The organism is Brevundimonas sp. FG8 (assembly GCF_057808845.1).
Genome location: NZ_JBMDIU010000013.1, coordinates 1 through 17,524, shown reverse-complemented (window position 1 = coordinate 17,524; position 17,524 = coordinate 1). Strand labels below are relative to the sequence as shown.

Genomic DNA, 17,524 nt, shown 5'->3' with positions numbered 1-17,524 from the left:
CAGGGCGGCCAAGCCGCCCCGCCGGTCGATCAGCGGGGCGCTTCGTGCGGGATTGCGGAGGCTTCGCAAGGCTTGATCCGATAGTCCCGCGCGCTGAACTCGACGCCGCCCGTCGCCATGTCGGCGAAGTGCTGGCGAAGTGCCGCCTTCGCATCCCTGCGGCTGTGGAAGCGAACCCGCCGCCCGTCCTCGGACCACAGGTCGGCCCACTCCAAGCCGATCCGGGTAAACACAGCGAAACGCCCGGCCTGATCGTCGTCAGCGCATTTGAACTCGGCGACGGTGCCCTCCTTGCCGCAATCGCAGCGGATCGGCGAGGTGTCGTCCCATTCGTGGTCGCCATCAGCATCGGTCCCGCTGGCGTAGAGGCGCGCGGTCGTGCTGATAGTCACCGTCAGCCGCGCATCGTCACCACAGGCCGGGCAGGCGATATTCCAGGCCGTGCGGACGGTCTCTGCATTGTCCATCGTCGTCTCCATCATTGAAGCCCGGCAACCCCGCCGGGGAGGTGATGGGGAGGCCATGCCTCCCCTGCCGGATCAGGCGGCAACACCCAGATTGTCGCCCAGCTCGACGGCGGCGCCATGCCAAGCCACCGGGTTCATCCACTTGTCCGCGCCGCAAGCCTTGAACTCGGCTGCGGTCTTCTCGGCCCCGGCCTCGATCAGTTCACGGCAACGGCTCTGGATGTCGGCGACGATGTTCGGTTGAGCCTTAAGCATCCGGGTCACGAGCTGTTCGTTAAACTCGCCCTTGCGATGTTCAACGGCGTGGCCAGCCTTCATCAGTGCGTCGATGATGAAGATTTGCGACATAGCCCCGAACCGCGAGAACTTCATCGTGTTCAGAACGATCTTCGCTTTGGGGGTCAACTGCTTGGCCATCGTCGTCTCCATCATCGGAACCCGGCAACCCCGCCGGGGAGGTGCAAACGCGATGCGTCCACCCCTGATTTATACCCTCGACGGTATAGACAAGCAACCGGTTTCCGTCCGTAGTCGATCTTTTCCGATCACCCTTCTGGCGTTAATCCGGCCGCCTTGGCGGCCCTGCCGGCGCTAGATCAAGCTCGGCTGACTGGCGTGGTTCTCGATCCACGTCCGCGCGAACGCATCCGCCCCGTCCTGATCGGCGCACGGGAAAAGCTCGTGAGGCGTCAAGAGCTGGGCGGACCCGTCCAGCTCCATCGCCACAAGCCAGGCCGCGCCGCGATCCGTCTCGATGTAGGCGAGCGCGAGCCCGCGCGATCCGCCGTACCGTCGCGGCTCTATCGGATCTTGCGGGAAACCCGCGAAAGTCCAGAACCTCCAGCCAAGGCCCGGATTGGCGTCAATCTCGACATCGACGGTCTGGCCGTCGATGGAGACGGCACATAGGCGCCGGGTCATGCCGTTGCGCCCTCCAGCTCGGTCACTTCGTTCAAGTCGGCTTCCCCTTCGGGAGACACGTCGAACGCCAGAGGGGAGCCGTCAATCTCTCGGGAGACACTGAGGCTCGCACCGGCCAATAGCACCGCCAACGCCTTGCGCGCGGCGGGTTCGTCCTGGGCCTCGACGGTGACGGCCGAGAACAGGCGAACATCGAACTCATAGCGCCTCATTGCAGCGTCCCCTTCTCCATCAGGGCCAGCCAGTCCGCGACCGGAGCCTTGTCGATCTGCGCCCGGTCCTCGATGTGGATGCTGGTCGGGTGCAGGTTGGCGGCGAATAGATCGCCGTCCACGGTGAACAGGCAAAGCGCGCCCTCGGGTGTCTTGACGACAATCCCCTCGCGCTGGGGAAAGCAGTCAGCGACAATCCGATCCATGCGGCAGGCGTAGGCATGGGGCCGCGTCCCGGCCATCCGGTTAGCGAGGGCGACAGGAGAGATACGAACGCGAAGATGGGGAATCTCGGTCGGGAACATGGCCAGCCCCTTCAAGCGATCTGAAAGGGGGTCGTGTCGCCCCGCTCGGCGCGCTTGGCGGCCGCGCGCCACTGGCGGGACTCGTCAAGCTGCCGCAGGGCCCAGACAGACCCGCCATGATGGCCTGCGCCACGCTCCAGAAGGTCGGCCCGCTCGTGGCGGTCGCGCGCGATCTTCGCGCCAAGAGAAAGCGGTTGCTTCGGCATAGTCGTCTCCATCATCGGATCCCGGCAACCCCGCCGGGGAGGGTGTTGGCCGTTAGGCCGGGCCAGAGCCGAGACTAGAAGTCGAGCCAGGCCGTAGCTTCGTCAGCGCCCGCTTCATCGGAGCGGCCCAGCTCCACGATGTAGAGCCAGCCGCGGACGGTCAGGCGCTCCCCGGTTTCCAGACAGGTCGCATCAAATTCGCCGTCGATGTCCGCGTTCGGCGCGAAGGCCAGGTGCAAGTCCTGTTCGCCGCCGGAGAAGTGACCGGTCTGATAGTGACCGCGATCAGTTGCGATCTGCAGCGCGTCGGCCATCGTAGTTCTCCAAGGATCGGACCCGGCAACCCCGCCGGGGAGGCGGTGCCGCGCCGTCGCGGCAACAAATGAGTTATACCGGAGACGGTATAATGACGCAACCCCTATTTCGGGGGATAGCGAGAAAGCGAGCGCGTCAGACCCGCAATCGCGGCGTCACAGTCGGCGACGATATCAGCCTCCTTGGCCCAGAAAATCCGCGCGTCCCGCTCTGAGGCGATGGCCTTCTTGATCGCCCCTCGCTTTGTCACTCCGAACGAGTGCTTTCCGTCAACGACCTGGCTGGCCCTGACGTGAGTGCGGAAGCCGCGCCAGATGGGGTCCAGCCAACCGAAGTCGCCGCGCTTCCCGCTGCGCTTGCCCCATGTCGAGCTGTTGCGCTGGATCAAATAGGCGCCGTTCTTGTTGAGGGTCCGACAGACATACTCGTCCACCTCGACCTTCTTGGCTTCCTGATCGTACCACGCCCAGAAATAGGTCTCCCCTGCTCGGAACACGATAGCGGCCATCGCTCCCCCCTCAGCCTTCCCGGCCCGCGTCGCGAACGATGTCCCAACGCTGCACAAAGAGGTCCAGCCACTCGCGTTGCGGCTGGGTCAAGGCGGGGTCGAGAGCCAATTCCTCGGCGCAGACTTTGTCCACCTTCTCGGCCTCCAGCCAAGCCTCATACTCGGCCGTCAGGGTGACGATGGTCGTCGTCCGATCAGTGAAGTATTCCGCCTTGGCGATGTCCCACGCCGCGTTCCAGACGGCGAGGTCGCCATCGTCCACGTCGAGCAAGTCACTCTCGCGACCGGCGATCATGCAGAACGCCTCGTCCATGATGTCATTCGCGTCTCGGAAATCGTGCGAATGACACACACCGGGAGCGGCCGTAGCGTTCCTGATCTGCATTTCGAAGAACTCGACAGGCTGTAATTCCCGACGCATCAGCAGGACGAACGCGCCAACGACACGCTCAACGCTCGGGAGAGTCTTGGTCTGGCCCATATCAGTCCTCCGCGACAAGCTGACCGAGGACATGGCCGACGATCCAAAGAGCGGCCAACGCAGACCCGACCATACCCAAAGCGGGGAAGCCCACTTCCAACGCGGGCAAGAACAACTCCATATCGACGCGGATCACGCCCAACGCGTTCGCACAGCCAACAAAGACCATGCTGAGCATGAACAGGGCCACACCCACGACAATCCAGCTCGTGACGCAGGCGGGAACCACCCTGAGAAGCCAAGCCACGTAGGCTAAGGGTGTCTTTTGCTTGGCCATGCGGGCCTCCATCGTTGGACCCGGCAACCCTGCCGGGGAGGCGGAACCGCAAACACGCGGCCCAAAATCAATATACCGGCTCCGGTATAGGAACGCAAGCCGCCTCGCGCTCGCGCTATGCGGCCCAACGGCCCCGCTCCAGCCGTCGATAATCGCCTCGCTGGAGCGTCTGCCGCACCTTCGCGCGCCAGTGTTGACGGCTTCGCGCCTTCGGGTGTCGCGACAGGCTCCGGTAGAGGTCGGACACACTCGCCGTCCCGCCTTGGCGTTCCATCGTCTCGCGCACGAGTTGGTCCCACGTCAGGTCCAGGGCGATCACCGCGACCGATCTGGGAAGGCGAAGCGGCACGAACGCGCCGGCAAGGTTGCTCGCTGCGAGGATTTCCGCGTCGGCCTGGCCGTAGGCCACAAGAACGCTCGGCGCGCCCGCGTTGGCGCTGGAGCGGCCACAGTTACGGCAGGCCATGACCTTGCTGTCCTCGGCATATGCGACGAACTCGTGGTCGCGAGTCTCGCATCGCGCCGGGTCTTCGCCATCGGGTCGATGGAAGAACAGCCGCCCTTCAAGGAACAGCAGGCCGGTGGCGCGCTCCCAGACGCAACGGAAAAAGTCGTCGGTCTCGGTGCGCGCGAAGATCAGGGCCGTACCCCAGCCATGCTCGGCCATCTTCCGCATGAACTGGCTGTAGAGTGGGCGGCTATAGGGCGGGTTCATCCAGACGCGCCCCTCCCACGGCTGGACAAGGCCGTTGTCGGCCTCGGTATAACGCCGGGAAGCGGTGGGCCACGGCTGCACCTCGGGCGCGCACGGGTCGAGGTCGAAGGGTTCCAGCGGATCGAGGATCGCACGAGGGGTCAGCCAGACATCAGACGTATCGCGGCCGGTGTGGTGGGGCTGGCGCTTCTTGACCGCGCGAGAAGGCCGGGTCGAGGCGACAGGCGGGAGGTCGAACAGGGTCATCTTCATGGTCAGGTCAACTTGATCGGAGACAGGTCGCCTCGGCGGGCGCGCTGCGCGGCCTCGCGCCACTGGCGGGCTTCGTCAGCGAGGCGGACACCCTCAAGCGAGTGCGGAAGCCTCGCGGCACGACGGGCCAGGCCCTCGGCGGTTTGCTCGCGGCTCTCGGCCATAGCCAGCGCGTGAGGGCAAGGCGGACGGGTAATCAGGCGGCGAAGGGCGGAAAGCATGGCCAGCTCCAGCAGCAGGGGTCAGCGGCCTAAGCCGCCTTCCCCTGAAACCGCATCCGCTCGGCCTCCAGAGCCTCGGTCACGACGGCGGCGATCTTGGCCGGGCCGTCATGCTCCGCGCCGTTCTCGCCCCAGCGGAAGGTGTCGAGGATCGCAGGCACGATTTCCCAATCGTAGGGAACGGCGTCTCGTGCATCGAGCGGGATCAGGTCGTAGGTTTCGCAGACGACGTGAGCCAGACGCAGGGCCTCTTGGCGCATGAACAGGGTGCCGGTGTCATCCCAGACGCGGACCATATCAGAGGTCTTCTCCAGACCCTCTTCCTCGCGCTTCTCATTGGTGAACTTGGCCTCCAGCATCGCTTCCCACAGGCACAGGGCGGCTTCGGCTTCCAGTTCGGAGTAAATCTTGCGGGCCATCTGGGCCTCCATCGTCGGACCCGGCAACCCCGCCGGGGAGGTGGCGCCTTGCGAACGCCGGTCGCTTGTCCTACCTTGGGAGCGCGGGGACGTTCCGCTGCAAACAGAACGCCCCCTATCTCTGTGGCTAGAGAAGTTTGAGGACGAGACGCATTAGCCAGCTCGTCCTCTTACTCTGCCAAGAGACTTCTAACTGCGCTCTAAGCATCAGTTAGGCTCCTTTGGTAGGCCGACAGCCGGTCGGCCATCGGGTGAACGCGGGAAGCGCCCACCCCTGATATATACCGGACCCGGTATAGAAACGCAACGGAAAACCGGGGCTATTGCGGAATATTCCGACCCCCTTCCTGGCGTTCAAACCGGCGCGAAGCGCCCTGCCCTACTTGCCGGTTCTCTGCTCGACGGCGTCGTTGTAAGCGCCGGTACAAGATCCTGCGCGAGCTGTGGCGTAGCCCAGCACCATCGCACAGGTGTTGGAACAGAAGAACTTGTCCATGTAGGTCTCGCCGTCCCACAGCGCGACCTTTTCGACGTAGCTGCGATCACGGCTCATTCGGTGATGAACGATCGACAGATTGAACAACCGCTGCGCCTCCGCGCGGCTGGCCGGTCGCGCCGTGCTGGTTGCCGTCCACGGGCTGTCCTCACGGTCGCGTTGCTGGCCAAACCACATGGTTGTTGTCCGCTTGCGGATCGGCTTACCGCAAGCCCGGCAAAGAGGCCCGCTCACGCCTTGTCCTCGCTGCCCTCGGCCAGTGCGGCGGCGACCCGCGCCAAGGTCTCGTCGTCCAGGGCGTCGGGAGCATTGTGGCCCCGCCGATGGGCGGCGCCCACAATAATGCTCCAGTGCGACCGCCGGGCGGCGTGGCGCTGGAAGGCCTCGGCCGAAGGCCAGACAGTCTCGTCGCTGTCGTGCGCGCCGCCGTCCAGTTCGCCGGTCTCAGGGTCGAAGCGCCGGCCACTCTTCAGAGTGATCCAGCGCCGACCGATCTTGTCGATGGCGTCAGGCGTGATCCGGGGTTCGCGATCACGGCCCCAAGTCGACTCATAGACGACGACGACGGCCTGGCCTACGACGTAGTCGGTCTGCAAGGTCAGCCCCAAGGCCCCCTCCCCTTACTCGCGACCCCGCCAGCCTGCCTCCGCAATTCTGGCCCGCGCCTCTCCAGCTCCGCGCAAATCTCAGCGTATCCGGCAGGAGGCTTAGGCCTCCATTTCGAGAACAGGAGCCAGAGCCCTGCGGAAATAGTCGTGAAGCCCGAAGCGAACTCCAGCGACCAATCCAGCCAATCAGCAGTTAGCAAGACGAAGGATAGCGTCAGGAGCCCGACTACCGTCAGAACGCCGTAGATGATGGCCGTCCGCATGATGATGGATACCCACCGATCATATTTCAGCATCGCATCGATCTGCGCGTGTTGTGCGGGCGTGAGTTCGGGATGGTTGGTGTTCGGATCGGTCATCAGCCCCGCCCTCCTCCGCCTTGTTTAATGGCCTTGAGCCAAGGCCAAGGCCGCCACGCCAGCAGCAAAACGACGGGGCTGGCTATCATTCCAGCTACTGTCGCCCAGAACTGCCAGAGAGGGGGATATCCGATCCGCAGAAATGGGCTCACCCCCCCTTCTTCGCGTCCAGCGCATCGAGCGCCGCTTCCAGCGTTTGCCACTGGCTATCGAAGCCGTGGGTCTTCTGGGCGGCCTTGAACCGGAGGATCAGAGCAACCGGAGCGACAAGGTTGAGCTGCGACTTCTGGCCGGTGATGACGGGCTTCCCGATCACCTCCGACATTCGGACCTTAGCCCCCTTCGGAGCGGCGCCAGCCCCCCTACCCGGTTTCGCCCTGGCGGGCGGCTGTCGGCTGGAGAAACCCGCCTGCTCGCCCGCCTCGCGGCTGGCCTCGGCCGCTGCGCGGTCAACAGGCTTCGGCTTCGCATCAGAGAACCCGGTGAGGTCCAAGCCCGTATCCAAAGCGCCCTTGAACGGGTCGTACGTCGGTTTGGTATCCGTGGTCATGCCGCTTCCTTTCCGGCTCGCAGGGTTTGAATTACCTCGGCGGCGAACGCCCGCGCATTCTCGCGCGCGACCGGCAGGCCGCCGGCGTCGTCAGCGGTCAGCTCGTTTAGCAACTTCCCGGCTTTGAAGATGCCGCGGAAGGCCGGTCGGTCGGCCAATGACACGCCCAGAAGCGGAACGCCGGCATTGCCGATGGACGCACGGATCTCGTTCTCGTCACGAGTGCGGACCGCGCCGCTGCTTGTACGGGTCAGAACCGCCCGATACGGAATCGACCGGTTCGACGTGCGCGACTTGTGAGCGATGTACCGGATCGTCTCGATGACCATGTTCACGTCGAGCGTGGTCGGCGCGAACGGCACAATGACAAGGTCGGCCTGGGACACGACATCATCGAGCCAGATGTTCCGAGAGCCTTCGGGATCGGCGAGAACGAACTGGGCCCACCCTGTAGCCGCCTCGATCCAATCTAGCAGGGACGCGCCCTCCTCGCTGTCGGCAGCGATCACGAGCAGGCGGTGTTCGCCCGCGACCTGCGCGATAATCTCTGCAGCGTCTCGAGCGTTGGCGATGGAGTGCTTTTTGGTGTCGATCACCGGGAAGCCGCGCTGGCCCGCCCAACGGGCCTGAGAGCGGTTCACGTCGCCCTCCAGGATGCACACGCGGGCACCGGCTTCGTACAGCTCAGACGCCAGAACCGTGACGACAGTGGTCTTGCCACTCCCACCCTTCACGTTGGCAACAACAATGTTGGGCATAGCCCCCTCCGTGTAGGCGGAACGGTCACGCCGGACACCCCGGCGAGACCGGACACACCGGCCAAAACGGCGACACCGGCCCGACCGTACCAACCGGAGAGACCGGCGCGCACGGACCGAACGGCCCCGACGGAGACAACGGTTACACCGGCTAAGACGGCGCGTCTAGCGAAAACGGTAGCGACGGAGCAGGCGGACCCGCCGGGGCGACCGGCCCGCCTAGACTGGCTAGGCCGTCTAGGCCGCCTAGACCGCCTAGACCCGCTAGGCCGTCTAGAGGGCCTAAAACTACTAGACCCCCTAGACCATCTAGCCAAACCGGAGGAGCTAGTACGTCTAGGGGGTCTAGGAGAGGCCGAGTCTCGGGACTTGGCTAGATTAGGCGCAGGCCCTCAACGGAGGGCGATCAGAGGCCGTCAAGAGGGCAGGGGAGGGGGCCTCGTCGCCGTTGGCCGCGCGAGCCGCCCGCACGCCTGCCGCGAGAACGCGCGCGCTCGGCCCGGTCAATTGCTCATGAACGGTCGCGACCTCGCCAAGATCCGATCCGAACGCGGCGGCCGTCGCCCCAGCTCCGCCAAGGCTAGCGGCCAGGTAGGCAAGCCATTGTTCGGGCGTAAGCGACACAGCGCGACCGTTTTCGGTCACGATGATGGGATCGTAGGGATCGCGGTCAGGGCAGAGCAGGGGGTCGGAGCCTTCGGCCAGCAGGGCGGCGACATCGCCGCAAACATCGCCCAGGATCGGGCCGAAGCTGGAAGCACAGGCCGGGAAGCCCGAAGCGCGGCTATCGAGAAACTCTAGCCACCGGTACGCCGACAGGGCCACAGCGGCCCCGTTCTCTACTACAATCATGTTACGCCCCTAGAACTTGCGCGACCCTTGCCGTCAATTCGTTTCCAGATTGTGACGAACTAGCGCGCGCACTCCGCCAAGTCCACGACTTGGCCGCGTCATGTTGAATCACTGCAACGCTTTTCACCAGTCAGAAAAATGTGAAAAACGCTTCATCGTTGTACGCTGCACAATAGCGTAAGTCCGCATTCTTAGGGGTTTCTACTGATATGACCCCAAACCGACACTACAACCTGCACGGAAATGGCCGAGCCGGGACCAGAGCCGTACTCTGACGATTCCATAGCCGCCGAGATTCCCGCTAAGCGGGTACTGTGACTCAGGCTTAGTATCCGGCCCAGCCTGCCAGAGCGTGAAGGGTCGAGAAGGATAGCGAGACTGACCGCGCCTGGCCGTCGTCAGCGGGCTCCAGCCGCTCCAGTACGCCGTAGAGAACCCCGTCTTCGCTCATTTCGGCCTCTCGCCCCCAATTGTGGCCCCGCGCCCACGCAAGGACGCGATCACGGTTCTGGACGGACATTTCGGCGAATGGCATAGCTTGCCTCCGAAGGTGGCCGATGCGGCGGGGGGGCCGCATCGGCCGACCGCCGGTCCGGCTTTGCCGGGGGCGGTCTGGGGGATCGCCGCTTTCGCGACGCCTGACGCCCCATGCTTTGACCGGCAGGGCGTCAGGTTCGGAGAGGTCTCACCGGAGGGGGGGGAGAGGGGAGACCTCAGTTGGGAGGGTACTACACAGTCAGAAGGCCGAAGCAGAACGGCCAAGAGGCGGACTGCCCGTCTCTCAATATGTAGTATAGGCCATTTTTTGAGGTCAGCAACCCGATTTTCCAAGAAAAGCACCCACCTCCCCGGCGTTAAAATGGGGCGTTGCGGGGTGTCCCCGCTTCCTGGGGGTAGCATGAAACCCGTAGGGGTTCAGGCTCAGGGGCGGGGACTGCCCCCCCTTTCCCAAACAGCTAAGCTATCGGGACACATCGCCAAGCAAAATCTAACCTCTCGGTTTACGCGTAACTTCGCGAACCTTAATCGCCTGATCGACAAGCTTGTTATAAGCTCCCGCAACGCCGAAGCGCTGCACAAGAGCAGTCGTCACCATATCGAGACCCTTCTCCGTAGGATCAACGATACGTTCCGGCAGAGGCTTCAACTGCTCTTTCGGAAACGGAGTAATCGTGCCGCCTTTGTCTTTAGTGTCAGCCAACGAAGTCGCCCCGAAAAATGCTATGCTTACTGAAAAGGGTACTAGTCAGAGATTGAAGAAGCACCACAAAGCCCGCCCGGCTTGCGCCAGGCGGGCGATGCTGACTTAGGCGGCGGTGCGTTCAGCCTTACGACGCAGGCGTTCCGCCTCGTACTCGTCGTAAGCCTCCATGCTGGCGAAGATGCCGTGGCCGGGATACTTGCCGGTGACGGTGAGCTGGAGTTCCTTGCGAACCACGCCGGTACCCTTTTCGGTCCACTCGCGAATGCCGGCGCTGGCGACGACGACGACCTTGGCACCCTTCTTGAGCCCGCGAAGGGCCTCGATGGCCTTCGGCTTGAAGACGGCGACCGAAATGGCGTCGGCTTCCGGGCTGGTCCAGCCGCCCTGGCCGTCAGGACGGCCCGGTGCGTTCGTCAGGAAGAAGATGTTGGCCACATCAGCATCGGAATGGGTCTTGTTGAAGCTCGGATCAACGCCCAGGTGGCCTTCAAAAATGCAACGGTTCATCGGTTCGGTCCTTCTACTTAGAGCCGGCCGGGCTTCGGCCGGGTCGCGGGCAATCCGCGATCACGAGACCTGAAACGGCGGGTTCAAGGGTTCTGAGAAATCCGGGCTGGGTGGAAACCGGCCTGCACGACGCGCAGCTAGGAAGGCCGGAGGGTCCGCCCAGACCGCCCCGTAGGGGTCGATTTCGATAAGATCCCGGCCCGACGTAGGGCTTCGTGAGTAGATCGCGTCTGCCCTGCGTCCTGCTGGAGACCACAGACCGGCTCAAAGGACCGCTCCGGCCCTCGTACCGCTGTCTTGCCATCCGATCGCTGATCCTGTGACACAACATGGCGCTATGCTGCTGCCTGAGTTTGCTTGCGCTTCCGATAGAACGTCGCCCTGGACATCCCCAGCGCCGCGGCGGCTTGGTCAACCGTAGCTGATCCGTCCTCAACGCTGGCTATGGCGGCAGCCAGAGCCTTTGCGGAGACAATCTTGGTGCGTCCATCGCGCCCGCCCAGCGCCTCGTCTTCGCGATCACGTCGAACAGCGACGGCGAAGGCCTGCAAGGCGCGGATCGTCTGGAAAACGCTGGACGGCGACCGCGTGTCAAAGTCCTCCGCAATGGAGCGTAGGTGCGCGTTGCGCGCCTGCACGGCCAGAATGATCGTCCTCAGCTCGTCCTCGCGCCAGGCCAACCGGGCGAGGCTCACAACGGCGAGACAATCTCCCGCCGAGAGGGCGCCAATGGCGGCGTCGAGGCCCGAGCGAAAAGTGGCGGAGCCCTTGGCTTCGTCGCCGTATAGCGCTGAGCAGCCTTCAAACTGCAGCGTCTCCCGCTGAGCATCCAGCCCGTCATCGTCTTCCCAAGACCGGGTGTAGCCGATCAGACGGCCGTCGCACGTCTCAGCCGCCTTGAAGGGCGCGAGATGTGAGACAGCGGGCGGAAGTGCGGCAGATGGGGACGACATATGGTGCATATTACATATTTCGCCTCCCAAAGGGCAAGAAGCGATCCGCGCACAAGATAAAACCGCGCCTTGAGCAGGACTGATCGGCGTCTGTTCAGCATAGCGGTGAGGAACGCCGGGAAGGGGAGGGCACGGCTGAGTCCTCGACTAGGTTTCGGAGAGCCTGTTGGGTTCAGGCGCGGTGCTAGACGCAGCAGCGACTTACCGACCAAATTTTTTAAACCAGAAACCCTAGTTATAAGGTTATAGAAAGAGTTACAGAGTTAAAGGGACTAGAAGTGTTGGAAAACGCTTAGCTTTTCGCCACCTTCGGTTCCCGGCGGGACGTGCGCCGGTTCCTGGCCGGACGCACGTTCAGTTCCCGGCGGGACGCGGCCAAGTTCCTGACGGGACGAACCGTTCGGTTCCCGGCGGGACGCACCGAACAGCCGACCGTCAACGCTCAATCTTCCAGCCCTTGCAGAAGCCGATGAAGGTCTTTTCGATGGTCGCGCTGTTCAGTTTGATCCCCTGGCTGGCGCACCAGACGCGGAAGCGCGCGGCGACGGTGTCGGTATCTGCCGCCGGCCTTGGGAGGTGGTCCAGAGCGACCTCTTTCCAAGGGCTGTAACGGATCGTTCCGCTTTCGGGGAAGGCGCCTTTGCCTGACGCTTTCTGAGGCGCTGGCGGGGCCAGCCGGACGACATTGGATGCGGCCGCAACGTCGGTCTGGTCGGCCTGAACGCCCTTACGGCGGCGGAAGATGACTTTGACCTGGTCGAAGTTCGTCCGCGGCTTCCGCTTTCCAGGGAGCCCGCCGGAGGTCTGGTCTATGACCTCGATGCTGTAGTCAGGCAGATTGTCGGCCGTGGCGATCCGGGCCACCTCCAGTTTGAAGCGCTTGACCTCGGCCTTGGAACCGACACGGGCTTGCAGCTTGCGAAGGCTGATCGGCCAATGGTCCTGACTGCCGCAGAACTTCCTCGCGAGGTCGTAAAGCCGCCGTTCCAGGCCGCCCGTCATGTTGAAATATTCGGGGGAGAAGGAGAGGACGCGCGAGTCTTCAACAACCGCCGAAAACAGCCACTCGGGGATCACGACGCGAACTGCTTTCAGGCGAGTAATGCCGCCTTCGCCATCATCGTCACCTAGAAGCTCGTAGTCGTGTATCCACGCGAAGCCCGTAATGCTTCGCTTCCCGCCGGAGAGGATATTGGTCTCGATCTGGGTTCCAGCCAGCCGACGTAGGGACGCCAGCAGTCCCTTATAGCCGGTCTGGCCGGTTCCTCGGCGGGCGAACTGGAGGAACTGGCGCGCTACGAAGACGACTTCGCGCGTCGGTTTCTCTCCTGCCTCGCGCTGGCGGTTCAGCTCCGAGATACAGTACCGCAGTACGTCGGTGTCCCAGACGTTGGCCTGGCCGTAGCTGCTTGGCGAGATGATGATTTCCACGTCTCCAATGTTGAGCGTCTGGCGCTCTGTCGGAGGATTGGTCCTCTCCAGCGAAAAGAACGGGTTTTCCATGAGCACCCGATCCATCCGCAGAAGGGAAGGGGCCTGCCGGATCTTCAAGACCCGCTCCTCGACCACTGTCGGCGCCCTCAATGGTGCGTCGTCAGCGACAGCGGTCGGAAGGCTAAACGGATCCGGCTCGTCAGCAGCCATAACCTCGATCAGGGGCAGGGGTTCGCTATCCGCAGCGGAAGCCTTTTTCGATGGGGTCTTTTTGGCCGGGACGGTCATGCAGGCACTCCAGTTCGGGAGCCGTTCGGTTCCCAGAAAGACGAAGTGACAGACGGATGTCTGCCTAAGCGAACAGGTCTCGGCTTTCGGTTCCTGGCTGGACGCACCCGCTAGGCGAGGCCGCCGACCAAGTCCTTACGGGGGCTGGACTTCACTTGCGTTCGGTTCCCGCTGAGACGCACCAGAAACGGCGCACCAAAAGGCCCCTTCGGTTCCCAGCGGGACGAATCCTCGGGCGGGAAACGAGGCTGGGTTCCCGGCGAGACGAAGTCACAGCCACGGCACCAGCCCTCCCACGCCCTCATTCGGCCCTGGCTTTCGGTGCGGGGCCGCTTCGGTTCCCGAAGGGACGAAGCGATGCCCGCACATAGGCCTATTTCGGTTCCCGAAAAGACGTGCCGACGGTAGGACGATTCGGCCAAACCGCCATTCAGTTCCCTAAGGGACGAATGGACGAGCAGGGGAGCCCATTTCGGTTCCCCAAAGGACGTATCGTCTGGTTCCCGAAAAGACGAACGCCACCTCGCGGCGCTGGCATTCCGTGGCGGCCTTGGGCCGCGAACGCTAAGTGTCTGTAATCCCCCTAGAAAGCCGGTCTTCGGTTCCCGCTCGGACGCGCCGTTCGGTTCCCGAAAAGACGAATCCTTCTTGCCCTTTGCCCGACTGATCCGCAAGCGAATATGTTGTAAGCTACATATTTTTCCGCCAACAATAGGTTAACGCCGATTACCCCTTCGGCGAGTACGCCTATCGGTTGCGGAATCTTGTCGGCGGTGGCAGGTATGCCAAACTGTGGAGCGCAGCCAATACCTTTGACCGGGAGGGGTTACGCGACCAGGTGGCGGGGATCACGGCGCTGTGGGAAGCCGCAGCGTCGGTTGGAGTATGACGTTTGCCAAAACGGGTCGAAATCGACGTTGAGAAGTGGCCAGAGATCGCGGACTTCGCGGCGAAGTATAAGGCAGCGCGAAAAAAGGCGAAGGTGACACAGCTCGAAATCGAGCAAAAAACGGGTCTGACGCAATCGTATGTCTCGGCGGTCGAGACGCATAACGCCAACCCGTCGCTCCAGACCGTAATTACGATGTGCCGCGCCGCCGGGGTCAGCCTGGCCGAAGTAATGCCGACGATCGCATACGGGATCGATGGCGAGCTACCGCCCAGCCCGCCGCCCGAAGAATAAAAAAAGCCCCGCCGAAGCGGGGCCAGTTGGTCAACGATCCGGGCCTAGTAGATGGTCCGGCCGTTGAAGTTCAGCAGACGCCCGTTCTCGTCCGGGTAGCTCTCACGCCCTTCCCACTGATAGCCGGCGCGGGTCAGGTCTTCGACCGGCACGACGGCGCGACGCAGCGAGTCGTAAGCGAGCGTCCGTTGGCGCCCATTGTCCACCACATTGATTAGCAGAACGGCGTGGCCTTCGCCGGTCGGCAGCGTGGCCGTGGCCAGCAGCAGGGACTCACGGTCGAACCCGTACTCTGCCACCAGAATGTTGCGGAAAGCCACCGACAGGGTTTTGCAGTCGCCGACGCCCAGCTCTCGCGCGTCAGGAATGGACTGCAGGGTGGTGTAGGGCAGGGGAACACGCGAGATCCGAACAGAAGCGTGCAGCTCGCGCGCAACCCGGTTGAAGGTCGCACGGTCGCCGTCTTCCAGATGCGTATGAACAGTCGCGATACGGATGGGCTCACCGTTGATGGTGGACCACTGGTCAGCGGACGCCGGAACCGCCGAAGCCAGAGCAACGATAGCCGCCGAAACTGCAAGAACAGACTTGAACATTGTGTAACTCCCTCCGGCCTCATGCCGATAATCATTTATATCGAGCCCGGTATAGCGTGTCACCATAAATCGACATCTACAGCCAAAAAATGAGCTTCACTCCGACATCGGAGCCCCCCGCACTCTTCATCAATATGGCCCATACCACATATTCAGGCTTGTCCGACCGACAGAATATGTAGCATATCCCATAAAACCGGCCGGGCCTCGTCCTGGGCTCTGAGGATATCGCTATGAAGATCGCTTCGCCCGCTCCAACCCTGCATCGCTTCCTTCTGGCGTTCCTCCTGCTCGTGGCAACGCTGATCTTCGCGGCGTCGTGGGCGGCGCCCGCGCAAGCGCAGACGGAGACCAACCGGACGACCTGTACCATACCCTCAAGCCCATTCGGCGGCATCTGCGGCGATCACGTCACCTATACTGCGTACGCGGGTCAGACGATCACCGGCACGTTGACGGTGCGAGGCGTGAGGCCGGTACTAGTGTGGGGGGGCGAGCAAACACTTTCGGGCTTCACCTTTGAAGGCGGGATGTTCTCGGACCCCACAAAACAGTTGAACTACACCTGGAACATTCCGGCCAATGCGACGCCGGGCAATGTCTATTACGCCGTCATCAATCTGGACTACGATGCGAGTTCCGGTTGCGGCGTCACGGGCACCTGTCCGCCATCCACGCCAGCTCGGGTTTCGGTGATGATCCCCTCGACGCCTCCCGCGCCGGGGGCGTCGGACGTTTCTGCCTCTACGCCTTACGAAACCGCTGCGTCGGTCTCGCTCAACCCCTCCGGCAATTACACGAGCCTGGCTGTGGTCGCCCAGCCCGCGAACGGCACGGTGTCGATCAGCGGCACGACAGCGACCTATACGCCGAAGCCGGCCTTCTACGGCACCGACACCTTCACCTACCGCGCCACCGGCCCCGGCGGGGATTCGCCGACGCGAACCGTGACCATGACGGTCGGCCTGCCTCCCGCGCCGGGCGCTAGCGATGTGACAGCCAGCACGGCCTATCAGACCGCGACGGAAGTTGCGTTGACGCCGTCCGGCATTTGGACGGGGCTGGAGGAAGTCAGCCCGCCAGCAAACGGCGATATGTATATTCAGGGTTCGACGGCGTACTATACGCCGAACGCTGGCTTCTACGGCACGGACACCTTCACCTATCGGGCCTTTGGCCCCGGCGGCAATTCGGCGACCCGAACCGTGACGATGACGGTCGGCCTGCCGCCAGCTCCGACCGCGTCGAACGTCACCGCTTCGACGGCTTATCAAACTGCAGCGTCAATCACCCTGGCCCCGGCCGGGGTGTATTCGAGCGTGGCGAAGCTGACCGATCCGGCGAACGGGACGGTGACGATCAGCGGCACGACGGCGACCTATACGCCGAACGCAGGGTTCTACGGCACCAACACCTTCACCTATCGGGCCGTTGGCCCCGGCGGCAACTCGGCCGCCGCGACGGTGACGGTGACTGTAAACGTGCCGCCAGCTCCAACTGTCGCCAATGTTCACGCCAACACCGCCTACGGAACGGCGACCACGTTCGCTTTGAGCCCGTCGGGCGTGTTCTCCTCTCTCGCTGTCGTGGCTGCGCCCAGCAACGGCACGGCCTCGGTCAGTGGCACATCGGCGACCTATACGCCGAATGCGTCCTTCTACGGCACGGACACCTTCACTTATCGAGCGACCGGCCCTGGCGGTAACTCGACGGTCGCGACGGTGACGGTTGTCACCGCTGTTCCGCCCGCCCCGACCGTGGGTAATGTCAGCGCAAACACGCCTTACAACCAGACTGCGGCTGTCACCCTCGCCCCCTCGGGGCGCTGGGATTACATGCAATTGGTCGCCCAGCCCGCGACTGGCGGGAGCGTGGCGACGGGCGGGGGAACCTCCGGTTCGTTCAATTTCACCCCGACGGCTGGCTTCTACGGAACGACCTCTTTTACCTATCGGGCCGTTGGTCCTGGGGGCGTGTCGAACACCGCCACGGCGACGGTTACGGTCGCGACCCCGCCAGCCCCGACGGCTGGGAATGTGTCGGCGACGACGGCCTATGAGACCGCCGCGTCGATCACTCTGGCCCCCGCCGGGGTCTATACGAGCGTGACGAAGCTGACCGATCCGGCCAATGGCACGGTGTCGATCAGCGGCACGACGGCGACCTATACGCCGAACGCCGGGTTCTACGGCACCAACACCTTCACCTATCGGGCCGTTGGCCCCGGCGGCAACTCGCCCGCCGCGACGGTGACGGTGACGGTCAGCCTGCCTCCAGCCCCGACCGCCGGGAATGTGTCGGCGACGACGGCCTATGAAACTGCCGCATCGATCACCCTGGCCCCTGCCGGAGTTTATACGAGCGTGACGAAGCTGACCGATCCGGCCAATGGCACGGTGTCGATCAGCGGCACGACGGCGACCTATACGCCGAACGC

The 17,524-nt window shown here is 63.5% G+C and carries 27 protein-coding genes; 2 read left to right on the top strand and 25 right to left on the bottom strand.

Annotated elements, in window-relative coordinates:
* Window positions 1–29 precede the first annotated feature (29 nt).
* The 24 genes from ACODRV_RS15705 to ACODRV_RS15590 all read right to left on the bottom strand — a co-directional run bounded on the left by ACODRV_RS15705 (window position 30) and on the right by ACODRV_RS15590 (window position 13,089).
* Complete coding sequence (locus tag ACODRV_RS15705; protein WP_488908944.1) at window positions 30–467, bottom strand: hypothetical protein; 438 nt, start codon at window positions 465–467, stop codon at window positions 30–32.
* Between the two features lie 72 nt (window positions 468–539).
* Complete coding sequence (locus ACODRV_RS15700) at window positions 540–884, bottom strand: hypothetical protein (RefSeq protein ID WP_488908943.1); 345 nt, start codon at window positions 882–884, stop codon at window positions 540–542.
* A gap of 174 nt (window positions 885–1,058) precedes the next feature.
* A complete protein-coding gene (locus ACODRV_RS15695; RefSeq protein WP_488908942.1) occupies window positions 1,059–1,388 on the bottom strand; it encodes a hypothetical protein in 330 nt (109 codons plus the stop codon).
* On the bottom strand, window positions 1,385–1,600 hold the full coding sequence (locus tag ACODRV_RS15690; RefSeq protein WP_488908941.1) for a hypothetical protein: 216 nt from the start codon (window positions 1,598–1,600) through the stop codon (window positions 1,385–1,387). Before ACODRV_RS15690 ends, ACODRV_RS15695 begins: the two co-directional genes overlap by 4 nt.
* A complete protein-coding gene (locus ACODRV_RS15685; RefSeq protein ID WP_488908940.1) occupies window positions 1,597–1,905 on the bottom strand; it encodes a hypothetical protein in 309 nt (102 codons plus the stop codon). Before ACODRV_RS15685 ends, ACODRV_RS15690 begins: the two co-directional genes overlap by 4 nt.
* An 11-nt stretch (window positions 1,906–1,916) precedes the next feature.
* On the bottom strand, window positions 1,917–2,111 hold the full coding sequence (locus ACODRV_RS15680; RefSeq protein ID WP_488908939.1) for a hypothetical protein: 195 nt from the start codon (window positions 2,109–2,111) through the stop codon (window positions 1,917–1,919).
* Between the two features lie 74 nt (window positions 2,112–2,185).
* The gene (locus ACODRV_RS15675; RefSeq protein WP_488908938.1) at window positions 2,186–2,425 is read right to left on the bottom strand and encodes a hypothetical protein; all 240 of its coding nucleotides are present in this window, start codon (window positions 2,423–2,425) and stop codon (window positions 2,186–2,188) included.
* Between the two features lie 104 nt (window positions 2,426–2,529).
* Window positions 2,530–2,934 carry a hypothetical protein gene (locus ACODRV_RS15670; protein ID WP_488908937.1) on the bottom strand — a complete coding sequence of 135 codons (405 nt, stop codon included), beginning with the start codon at window positions 2,932–2,934 and terminating at the stop codon, window positions 2,530–2,532.
* A gap of 10 nt (window positions 2,935–2,944) precedes the next feature.
* Entirely contained in the window at window positions 2,945–3,415 is a 471-nt protein-coding gene (locus ACODRV_RS15665) for a hypothetical protein (RefSeq protein WP_488908936.1), read from the bottom strand.
* 1 nt (window position 3,416) lies between these two features.
* On the bottom strand, window positions 3,417–3,692 hold the full coding sequence (locus tag ACODRV_RS15660; protein WP_488908935.1) for a hypothetical protein: 276 nt from the start codon (window positions 3,690–3,692) through the stop codon (window positions 3,417–3,419).
* Window positions 3,693–3,807: 115 nt separating this feature from the next.
* On the bottom strand, window positions 3,808–4,659 hold the full coding sequence (locus ACODRV_RS15655; protein WP_488908934.1) for a DNA N-6-adenine-methyltransferase: 852 nt from the start codon (window positions 4,657–4,659) through the stop codon (window positions 3,808–3,810).
* A gap of 2 nt (window positions 4,660–4,661) precedes the next feature.
* Window positions 4,662–4,880, bottom strand: coding sequence for a hypothetical protein (locus tag ACODRV_RS15650; RefSeq protein ID WP_488908933.1), 219 nt, complete (start codon window positions 4,878–4,880; stop codon window positions 4,662–4,664).
* A 29-nt stretch (window positions 4,881–4,909) separates the two neighbouring features.
* Window positions 4,910–5,299, bottom strand: coding sequence for a hypothetical protein (locus ACODRV_RS15645; protein ID WP_488908932.1), 390 nt, complete (start codon window positions 5,297–5,299; stop codon window positions 4,910–4,912).
* 379 nt (window positions 5,300–5,678) lie between these two features.
* The gene (locus tag ACODRV_RS15640; protein WP_488908931.1) at window positions 5,679–5,972 is read right to left on the bottom strand and encodes a hypothetical protein; all 294 of its coding nucleotides are present in this window, start codon (window positions 5,970–5,972) and stop codon (window positions 5,679–5,681) included.
* Between the two features lie 53 nt (window positions 5,973–6,025).
* Window positions 6,026–6,403, bottom strand: coding sequence for a beta barrel domain-containing protein (locus tag ACODRV_RS15635; RefSeq protein ID WP_488908930.1), 378 nt, complete (start codon window positions 6,401–6,403; stop codon window positions 6,026–6,028).
* A complete protein-coding gene (locus tag ACODRV_RS15630) occupies window positions 6,394–6,762 on the bottom strand; it encodes a hypothetical protein (protein ID WP_488908929.1) in 369 nt (122 codons plus the stop codon). The genes ACODRV_RS15635 and ACODRV_RS15630 overlap by 10 nt, the downstream gene beginning before the upstream one ends.
* Before the next feature lie 148 nt (window positions 6,763–6,910).
* Complete coding sequence (locus tag ACODRV_RS15625; protein WP_488908928.1) at window positions 6,911–7,312, bottom strand: hypothetical protein; 402 nt, start codon at window positions 7,310–7,312, stop codon at window positions 6,911–6,913.
* On the bottom strand, window positions 7,309–8,070 hold the full coding sequence (locus tag ACODRV_RS15620) for a division plane positioning ATPase MipZ (protein ID WP_488908927.1): 762 nt from the start codon (window positions 8,068–8,070) through the stop codon (window positions 7,309–7,311). The genes ACODRV_RS15625 and ACODRV_RS15620 overlap by 4 nt, the downstream gene beginning before the upstream one ends.
* 378 nt (window positions 8,071–8,448) lie before the next feature.
* Window positions 8,449–8,922 carry a hypothetical protein gene (locus ACODRV_RS15615; RefSeq protein WP_488908926.1) on the bottom strand — a complete coding sequence of 158 codons (474 nt, stop codon included), beginning with the start codon at window positions 8,920–8,922 and terminating at the stop codon, window positions 8,449–8,451.
* 325 nt (window positions 8,923–9,247) lie between these two features.
* Window positions 9,248–9,373, bottom strand: a complete 126-nt coding sequence (locus ACODRV_RS15610; RefSeq protein WP_488908925.1) for a hypothetical protein — start codon at window positions 9,371–9,373, stop codon at window positions 9,248–9,250.
* Window positions 9,374–9,910: 537 nt separating this feature from the next.
* Window positions 9,911–10,123, bottom strand: coding sequence for a hypothetical protein (locus tag ACODRV_RS15605; protein WP_488908924.1), 213 nt, complete (start codon window positions 10,121–10,123; stop codon window positions 9,911–9,913).
* A 105-nt stretch (window positions 10,124–10,228) separates the two neighbouring features.
* The gene (locus ACODRV_RS15600) at window positions 10,229–10,633 is read right to left on the bottom strand and encodes a single-stranded DNA-binding protein (protein ID WP_488908923.1); all 405 of its coding nucleotides are present in this window, start codon (window positions 10,631–10,633) and stop codon (window positions 10,229–10,231) included.
* Between the two features lie 335 nt (window positions 10,634–10,968).
* Window positions 10,969–11,595, bottom strand: coding sequence for a recombinase family protein (locus ACODRV_RS15595; RefSeq protein ID WP_488908922.1), 627 nt, complete (start codon window positions 11,593–11,595; stop codon window positions 10,969–10,971).
* 426 nt (window positions 11,596–12,021) lie between these two features.
* A complete protein-coding gene (locus ACODRV_RS15590; RefSeq protein WP_488908994.1) occupies window positions 12,022–13,089 on the bottom strand; it encodes a replication initiator protein A in 1,068 nt (355 codons plus the stop codon).
* Between the two features lie 1,111 nt (window positions 13,090–14,200).
* On the opposite strand from ACODRV_RS15590, the gene ACODRV_RS15585 reads away from it, so the two are divergent.
* Complete coding sequence (locus ACODRV_RS15585) at window positions 14,201–14,491, top strand: helix-turn-helix domain-containing protein (protein ID WP_488908921.1); 291 nt, start codon at window positions 14,201–14,203, stop codon at window positions 14,489–14,491.
* A gap of 44 nt (window positions 14,492–14,535) precedes the next feature.
* Here ACODRV_RS15585 and ACODRV_RS15580 read toward each other — a convergent pair whose 3' ends face one another.
* Window positions 14,536–15,087, bottom strand: a complete 552-nt coding sequence (locus tag ACODRV_RS15580) for a transglutaminase-like cysteine peptidase (RefSeq protein WP_488908920.1) — start codon at window positions 15,085–15,087, stop codon at window positions 14,536–14,538.
* Window positions 15,088–15,320: 233 nt separating this feature from the next.
* On the opposite strand from ACODRV_RS15580, the gene ACODRV_RS15575 reads away from it, so the two are divergent.
* A partial coding sequence (locus tag ACODRV_RS15575) for an Ig-like domain-containing protein (protein WP_488908919.1) occupies window positions 15,321–17,524 on the top strand: 2,204 nt, incomplete at its 3' end.

Bases quoted from the DNA above. Each gene is read 5' to 3' on its own strand.
- ACODRV_RS15705 (WP_488908944.1), bottom strand. From the start codon at position 467: ATGGACAATGCAGAGACCGTCCGCACGGCCTGGAATATCGCCTGCCCG.
- ACODRV_RS15700 (WP_488908943.1), bottom strand. From the start codon at position 884: ATGGCCAAGCAGTTGACCCCCAAAGCGAAGATCGTTCTGAACACGATG.
- ACODRV_RS15695 (WP_488908942.1), bottom strand. From the start codon at position 1,388: ATGACCCGGCGCCTATGTGCCGTCTCCATCGACGGCCAGACCGTCGAT.
- ACODRV_RS15690 (WP_488908941.1), bottom strand. From the start codon at position 1,600: ATGAGGCGCTATGAGTTCGATGTTCGCCTGTTCTCGGCCGTCACCGTC.
- ACODRV_RS15685 (WP_488908940.1), bottom strand. From the start codon at position 1,905: ATGTTCCCGACCGAGATTCCCCATCTTCGCGTTCGTATCTCTCCTGTC.
- ACODRV_RS15680 (WP_488908939.1), bottom strand. From the start codon at position 2,111: ATGCCGAAGCAACCGCTTTCTCTTGGCGCGAAGATCGCGCGCGACCGC.
- ACODRV_RS15675 (WP_488908938.1), bottom strand. From the start codon at position 2,425: ATGGCCGACGCGCTGCAGATCGCAACTGATCGCGGTCACTATCAGACC.
- ACODRV_RS15670 (WP_488908937.1), bottom strand. From the start codon at position 2,934: ATGGCCGCTATCGTGTTCCGAGCAGGGGAGACCTATTTCTGGGCGTGG.
- ACODRV_RS15665 (WP_488908936.1), bottom strand. From the start codon at position 3,415: ATGGGCCAGACCAAGACTCTCCCGAGCGTTGAGCGTGTCGTTGGCGCG.
- ACODRV_RS15660 (WP_488908935.1), bottom strand. From the start codon at position 3,692: ATGGCCAAGCAAAAGACACCCTTAGCCTACGTGGCTTGGCTTCTCAGG.
- ACODRV_RS15655 (WP_488908934.1), bottom strand. From the start codon at position 4,659: ATGAAGATGACCCTGTTCGACCTCCCGCCTGTCGCCTCGACCCGGCCT.
- ACODRV_RS15650 (WP_488908933.1), bottom strand. From the start codon at position 4,880: ATGCTTTCCGCCCTTCGCCGCCTGATTACCCGTCCGCCTTGCCCTCAC.
- ACODRV_RS15645 (WP_488908932.1), bottom strand. From the start codon at position 5,299: ATGGCCCGCAAGATTTACTCCGAACTGGAAGCCGAAGCCGCCCTGTGC.
- ACODRV_RS15640 (WP_488908931.1), bottom strand. From the start codon at position 5,972: ATGTGGTTTGGCCAGCAACGCGACCGTGAGGACAGCCCGTGGACGGCA.
- ACODRV_RS15630 (WP_488908929.1), bottom strand. From the start codon at position 6,762: ATGACCGATCCGAACACCAACCATCCCGAACTCACGCCCGCACAACAC.
- ACODRV_RS15625 (WP_488908928.1), bottom strand. From the start codon at position 7,312: ATGACCACGGATACCAAACCGACGTACGACCCGTTCAAGGGCGCTTTG.
- ACODRV_RS15620 (WP_488908927.1), bottom strand. From the start codon at position 8,070: ATGCCCAACATTGTTGTTGCCAACGTGAAGGGTGGGAGTGGCAAGACC.
- ACODRV_RS15615 (WP_488908926.1), bottom strand. From the start codon at position 8,922: ATGATTGTAGTAGAGAACGGGGCCGCTGTGGCCCTGTCGGCGTACCGG.
- ACODRV_RS15610 (WP_488908925.1), bottom strand. From the start codon at position 9,373: ATGAGCGAAGACGGGGTTCTCTACGGCGTACTGGAGCGGCTGGAGCCC.
- ACODRV_RS15600 (WP_488908923.1), bottom strand. From the start codon at position 10,633: ATGAACCGTTGCATTTTTGAAGGCCACCTGGGCGTTGATCCGAGCTTC.
- ACODRV_RS15595 (WP_488908922.1), bottom strand. From the start codon at position 11,595: ATGCACCATATGTCGTCCCCATCTGCCGCACTTCCGCCCGCTGTCTCA.
- ACODRV_RS15590 (WP_488908994.1), bottom strand. From the start codon at position 13,089: ATGGAAAACCCGTTCTTTTCGCTGGAGAGGACCAATCCTCCGACAGAG.
- ACODRV_RS15580 (WP_488908920.1), bottom strand. From the start codon at position 15,087: ATGTTCAAGTCTGTTCTTGCAGTTTCGGCGGCTATCGTTGCTCTGGCT.